Annotated in this window: 6 protein-coding genes; 3 read left to right on the top strand and 3 right to left on the bottom strand. The window is 45.4% G+C overall.

The annotated features are described in order from the left end of the window. Positions 1-582: 582 nt before the first annotated feature. Entirely contained in the window at positions 583-1,029 is a 447-nt protein-coding gene (locus QUA53_RS28280) for a hypothetical protein (protein WP_333249261.1), read from the top strand. Positions 1,030-1,162: 133 nt separating this feature from the next. Here the strand turns inward: QUA53_RS28280 and QUA53_RS28275 are convergent, their stop codons facing one another. The 3 genes from QUA53_RS28275 to ntcA all read right to left on the bottom strand — a co-directional run bounded on the left by QUA53_RS28275 (position 1,163) and on the right by ntcA (position 4,013). Beyond that, complete coding sequence (locus tag QUA53_RS28275; RefSeq protein WP_333101091.1) at positions 1,163-1,558, bottom strand: pre-16S rRNA-processing nuclease YqgF; 396 nt, start codon at positions 1,556-1,558, stop codon at positions 1,163-1,165. A gap of 29 nt (positions 1,559-1,587) precedes the next feature. Continuing rightward, entirely contained in the window at positions 1,588-3,270 is a 1,683-nt protein-coding gene (locus tag QUA53_RS28270) for a DUF3084 domain-containing protein (protein ID WP_333101089.1), read from the bottom strand. A 77-nt stretch (positions 3,271-3,347) separates the two neighbouring features. Then, on the bottom strand, positions 3,348-4,013 hold the full coding sequence (gene ntcA, locus QUA53_RS28265) for a global nitrogen regulator NtcA (protein WP_006634020.1): 666 nt from the start codon (positions 4,011-4,013) through the stop codon (positions 3,348-3,350). A gap of 330 nt (positions 4,014-4,343) precedes the next feature. Here ntcA and fabI point away from each other — a divergent pair, with 330 nt between their 5' ends. Continuing rightward, the gene (gene fabI, locus QUA53_RS28260) at positions 4,344-5,120 is read left to right on the top strand and encodes an enoyl-ACP reductase FabI (protein WP_333076152.1); all 777 of its coding nucleotides are present in this window, start codon (positions 4,344-4,346) and stop codon (positions 5,118-5,120) included. A gap of 182 nt (positions 5,121-5,302) precedes the next feature. Further along, entirely contained in the window at positions 5,303-5,941 is a 639-nt protein-coding gene (gene hisB / locus QUA53_RS28255) for an imidazoleglycerol-phosphate dehydratase HisB (RefSeq protein ID WP_333067416.1), read from the top strand. The last annotated feature ends 656 nt before the right edge of the window (positions 5,942-6,597 follow it).

Here is a 6,597-nt window from a genome sequence, read left to right as displayed (position 1 = left end):
CAATAAGTCTGTCGGATTCGATACACCTATTGTTTTTTGTTGGGAAGTTAAAGTCGAAGTAAACCCTTTCGCCATCGCTCGCACCTATGAATTACGCACTTGATTTACCTAAATACTTCATCTTATCATGTTTTAGGTTGAAATTAAGATGCGTTTACCCTGACTAAATAGCTAAGCGCCAATAAAAATTACTGTGTAACTGAGTCAGTTCGCGATCGCCTGGGGGGCTAGAAACCAGGTTTCTAGAAAAATCAAAGGTTTAGTAACGATAAATATATCAAGAAACCCGGTTTCTCAGCTCAGCGTGAACAAGTCATAAAACCTTAAAAATGTTATCAATGCAAGAGATTGCTTGCCTTGGCTCGCATTGACATACTTATGTATTATTACTGGTGTAGGGTACACAGTTCGCACCTTACTTAAACCGACAGTGTACCGTGTTCCTGCAGCTTTTACCTCTGATATTAAATATTATTAATATCCAGCAAATATCCCTTAAGATGTAATTATATAGTTAAAAACAGGAGTGAAAAGATGTTTGATAAATATAGAGTTAAGAGCATTAAAGGAGTAGTTCTAGTTATGGCAGGCATTAGTGCGATTCCCTACCCTTCGGGAACCCCTACGGGGAACGGGATAGCTTCGCTTCACGGCTTTTTGACAGCCTCAGCAGAAGCCGCTCCACTAAATCAACCGATTGGCAAAGTTCGGGCGATCGCACCCAACACTTTGGGCAATAATCAACCGCTGCAAATTGCTCAAGTTGAGGGATGTCCGAGAGCGGAAATGGTGCAATTTTTCGCAACGCCCAACTTTTCTATATACATTTGCAAAACCCAGGAAGGCGATATTTTTTACCGAGGCCTCAGTAAAATAAATGGCACCCAAATCAATGTAATGCAAGTAACTACAGGTGACGACGGAACTTATGAAGCGACTAACGGCAATATTATCTATTCGATTAACCCCCAACGCCTGCAAGTCCGCCAGAATGGTAAGGTAATCTTGACCGAAGCTGTCATCAAGTAACACTAACTGTTAGTTAATGATAAATTAACTAAATTTAGGGTGTATTTTATTTAAGTTAAAAATTCAAGAGCCTCAAAAACATATTGATTCCTAAATAATCAAAGAGAATCAGTGGTAATGCTTATAAAATTGACTAACTTTTGTTTAAATACCTCTGAATTAGGACGATCGCCACAATATCGTCCACCGGTCTCGGCGGCGTCCGCATTCCCTCGGGAATCAAGCGCGAAAGTCCCGTCGGAGGGTACATTTGCCAGTAGCGTTCCCTCGCTTCCAAACTGCTGTACCTCTCGTCAACCCGAACAATTTCGATCTCCGGCGACAAGCTCTGCGTCAGTTTTTGTTTCCAACTCTTAGAAGTCGTTTGATCTCCCATCACTAATAACTCAATGGGAAACTGTTCGCACAAAGATTGAATAGTAGATATCGCTGCTTCCGACAGCACAACTTGATGGTAGCAGACCTTCTTATCTCTACCCATTACAGCTATGCCGCATTTGTCTTTACCTGGATCGAAACCTAAAATCATAGCCAGTTACCTATTATTAATTACCAAATTTATTTTTTAATTTTTAAGTCTCCTGGGCCTGGTTTTTGTTCTCCGGTGCGGAAAACAACGGCTCCGTTTTCAAGAGCAACTAAATCTATTTTAAGCGGGCCGGCGATGTAAGTGACATCTGCGGCGATCGCCTGAACGTCCAGCGGTTTCTCGTACTGCTGCAATCGCTCGATAAAACCAGCCAAAGTTTCAACCTGATTGTCTGCCACTTGAACTCTACCGCCGACAACGCCGATCAGGCGAGCGCGAAATTGACAAGCTTCTATCAATTGCAGCAACTGCTGTCGCACCTGTTCGTCGGTTAAAGTCACCGGATCGATAGCAACCCCTGCAATGACATCTCCAGCGCGGAACACAACTCGATTGATTTCTGCTTCTGCAAATACCTTAATTACCTTTTCTTCCCGCAGGTAATTAGCGCCGGCGACAATCCGCACCACGTAGTCTTGACCGTCTTTAATTTGACTAATGAGTTGATCGATTTCTGCTTTAGTAATTTGAATAACCTGCTCCCTAACCTTTCTATTTTCCGGCTGCATGAGTCCGACGGTGGTTTTATTTGCTTCTTGCAAAAGCCGATCGATCGCGCGACTCGCCATACCGGGTTCGAGGATGCGAACGACGCCAGCAGCTAAAATTTGACCGCGCCTGATGGCAACTGTACCCTCGCGGATTGCCTGAAAATCGCGTTCCAAAACTTGCACTTGCTGCTGCAATAAAGTTTGTTGCTGTTCGAGTTGAGCTTGTTGCTGTGCCAAGGTTTCTAAAAGTGCTTCTCTCTCGGCAATTACTTTGTCGCGCTCGACAATAGTTCGATCGCGCTCTGCCAGATTTTGCGCCCGCTGGGCAATTTCCTTGTCCCGCTGGGCAATTAGTTCGTTGCGATCGACAATTTCCTTGTCCCGCTGGGCAATTTCTGCGTCTCGCTTGGCAATTTCTCGATCGCGCTGGGCAATTTGAGTTTTTACCTGCTCGATTAACTGTTGGCGTTCCTCTTGCAGTTGGGCGATTTCCGCTCCTAAAGTCGTTTTTTGAGCAGAAACTGTTTTCAATTGGTTCTCGGTGCGATCGAGCTGAGCTTGTGTAGTCGATCGGGCCGTTTCAACCAGTTTCAATTGTTCTTCGGTGCGGGATTTAGCCGCTTCCACACTGCTGAGCTGTTCTTCTGTCTCGGATTTAGCCGCTTCTACCTGACTTAACTGCTGTTCAGTTTTAGACTTGGCTGCTTGCACGCTGTTGAGCTGGGCCCGCAGCGAGTTTAATTTTGTTTGCGTCCGAGCTTGCTCGGCATTAGCGGCTTGGAGAGATTGATTAATTTGCTCTAAATTCGCTCTAGCTTGCGCTTGAGCGGCTCTGGCTTGAGCTAATTCAGTTTCCACTCGATTTTTTTCTTGAGTGGCCTGGTTGATTTCTCGGCGGGCGTTGTTGAGCCTTTTTTGAATCTCGTCTATTCTAAAAACTCCGGTTCGCAGCGGCTTGCTAGTAGCAAACAAAATGCCCAGAGTCAGTGCTGACAGGATGCTGCCAGCCATCACTGTCACAACAACAGCAGTATCGCGGGGGCGAAGTTTGAATAAGCTCAACCTTGCCTTGCCGACTTTCGTCCCAAGGCGATCGCTGACAGTGGCGATCACACCCCCTAACACTAAAATTACAAATACCAGGATGTATCCAGCAGTCATTCCGATTTTAGATTTTGGATTTTGGATTTTGGATTGAATCTAAAATCCAAAATCCAAAATCCCATACTTTCTCGGCATCAAGTGAATTGCTGGCTTAAGGCCACCGGGTTGTGGACTGTGATCTTTTTCTTGTGGATCGAGATCATGGTTTCTTGTCTGAGATCCCCGAGCAAACGAGTCACAGTTACCCGTGTCGAGCCGATCGCTTCGGCGATCGCCTGGTGGGACAGCTTCAAATCTATCGTAATCCCCTCTGTACCGGGCACGCCAAAATCCCGGCACAGAATCAGCAAAAAGCTGACGAGTCTCGAACCCATATCTCGGTGCGCCAGCGTTTCAATCATCATCTCGGTTTGCAAAATCCGAGACGACAGTCCCCGCAGCATCACCATCGAGAGTTCCGGGTCTTCCTTGAGCGCTTTCTCGACTTGTTCGATCGGCAGCGAGATCAATTCCACCGGCGTAAAGGCTACCGCGTGGTAAAACCTGTCCGATCGGTGTCCCGTAATCAGAGACAGCACCCCAAATACGCTATTTTCGCGTAGGAGGGCGACTGTAATTTCTTCCCCTGCTTCGTACACCCTGGAGAGCTTCACAGCACCTCTAATGAGAACGTAGACGCGCTCAGCCGGGTCTCCAGGGAAAAAAATTGTCTTGCCCCGTTCAAAGGTTTCCACAATGGGTGGAAACGCCCCGCCGCTGATTTGGCGGAACACGGCTGCTAGCGGTCTATCATGCGTCACGACTAGATCCTTTGTACTAATCAATACTTTATAACTTGCCGATTAACCTTTATTGAGTAAATATACAGCCCAACCTCCAATATCCAAGGATTCGGTTACTTCCATCTAATGTTAAGGTAAACACGCACTGTATGATTAAATCTAGCCCTTCTCTTAACTTTTTCAATTCCGCCCCCATGTAGCTCCACAGCAAAATTAATATCAATTGTGTCTCAATTGTGTCTCAATTGTGTCTGAATCAGTTAAAGCTGAATCAGTTGTGTCTAAACTGGCGGGGTTGTCGCAGAGAGCCAATGAGAACGGTGCTAGTTGCTTCTAGAAGAAATACAGATGATAGATTTGACCGGAAAAAATGCTCTTGTTACGGGCATTGCCAACAATCGCTCGATCGCGTGGGGTATCGCTCAGCAGCTCCACAAAGCTGGGGCCAACCTCGGCATAACTTTTTTGAAGGACGAGAAAGGCAAGCACGAGCGCAAAGTCGCTGAACTGGTGGAACCGCTCAATCCCAGTCTGTATTTGCCCTGCAATGTCCAAGACGAGAGCGAAATTGAGTCTACTTTTCAAACCATCGCCGAAAAATGGGGCAAGTTAGATGTCCTGATCCACTGTCTGGCTTTTGCCGGCAAGGACGAGTTGTCGGGAGATTTCACCAACACTTCGCGCCAAGGTTTCTCCAATGCTTTGGACATTAGCGCTTACTCGCTGGTACGGCTTTGTGCAGCAGCTAAACCGCTGATGGCCGAGGGTGGCAGTATTGTGACGCTGACTTATTTGGGCGGTGTCCGGGTAGTTCCTAATTATAATGTAATGGGAATTGCTAAAGCAGCTTTGGAAATGAATGTTCGCTATCTGGCAGCAGAACTGGGCCCGTTAAATATTCGGGTAAATGCGATTTCTTCGGGTCCAATTCGGACTCTGGCTTCGTCAGCAGTTGGCGGTATTCTGGACATGATCCACCACGTTGAGGAAGTGGCGCCGCTGCGGCGGACGGTGACTCAGCAGGAAGTAGGAAATGCTGCGGCTTTTCTGTGCAGCAATCTCGCTAGCGGGATTACGGGTCAAGTTTTGTATGTCGATGCTGGTTACGAAATCATGGGAATGTAATAGCTGGTAAACAGTTGACAGTTGACAGTTGACAGTTGACAGTTGACAGCGAAGTTTTTAGACAGTTAACTGTTGACAACAAGATGTGCAAACAGTCAACTGTCAATAACTGTCCGTTGTCCGCTACAAAAGTGTTAATCCCAAATTACTAATTAATTCTAATGAATGACCCATTGCAAATTATGGAGATAATCGATCGCCCTTCTGTACCTCCTGCAACTTCAGTTCAACCAGCTAGGGCCGCCTTGGTGAAACGCACGACACTGGAAACGGATGTCACTGCTAGCCTCAATCTCGACGGTGTAGGAACTTGCAAGGCGTCTACGGGGATTCCGTTTTTAGACCATATGTTGCACCAGATTGCTTCTCACGGATTGATCGATTTGGACGTGCAGGCGATCGGTGATTTGGAGATTGATGACCACCACACGAACGAAGATGTGGGAATTACCTTGGGCCAAGCGCTAGCAAAAGCTGTCGGGGATCGATCGGGCATTTCTCGCTTCGGACATTTCATCGCACCTTTGGATGAAGCTTTAATTGAAGTAGTGCTAGATTTTTCGGGACGGCCTCACTTAAGTTACAGCTTGGAAATTCCCAACCAGCGGATCGGCACTTACGATACTGAATTAGTGAGAGAGTTTTTTTCGGCGGTGGTGAACCACACTCAAATGACACTGCACATTCGACAGTTGCAGGGCGGAAATTCTCATCACATTGTAGAAGCGGCATTTAAGGCATTTGCGCGAGCTCTGCGGATGGCGGTAGAAATCGATCCGCGGCGCGCCAGTCGGATTCCGAGTTCTAAAGGGGTTTTGTAGTTTGGGGTTTGCAGTAGCGCTTCTGGGCTACTGCAAAGCTGTAAATCAAAATATATCTGCTATATAAGACATCTCCAAAATAGTAATATGCTGTGGTAAAAGAACATAAGAGACATTTTTTACACAGAAAAATGAGCGACCTCTTGAATTCTATTGAAGAGAATCATAAAGAAACACAGCGATTAATTGGTGTAGAATATGAACAGTTACAACAATTGCTCCAAAATGCCTAACGATTACATCCTGAAAAACAAGCTTGACTAGAATCCAAGCAAGTGAGAATAGACATATCCATGAACTTATTTTTTTGGTATAATTAAGGCAGCAAAGTAATCAGTTGAAGCCCACGAGTTGACTAATAAACTACCTCGAAAAAAAATCCTAAAGATCTAAGCGTTTAATTAATTGGGATTAATTACGAACAGTTACAGTAGTTAGTTAAACAGGCTGAAGTTTTTCACAGTCAAAAACAACAAGAGATTGAATCCAAAAAAGTCAGGCTTAACAAAAAATGCCGGCTGTAAAAATAAATTATCCATTGCCGACTAAATTATTTTAACTTTATACCAATTCACTCTGAACTGGAGTTTAGACTAACAAGGGAAAGAAAAGGGAGCCTGTGATTGGCACAGGCTCCCTAAAGGCAGAAAATTGAG

Origin of the sequence: Microcoleus sp. Pol12B3, from assembly GCF_036701355.1 — a bacterium.
GTDB lineage: Bacteria > Cyanobacteriota > Cyanobacteriia > Cyanobacteriales > Microcoleaceae > Microcoleus.
This window is presented reverse-complemented; position numbering and strand designations above follow the sequence as displayed.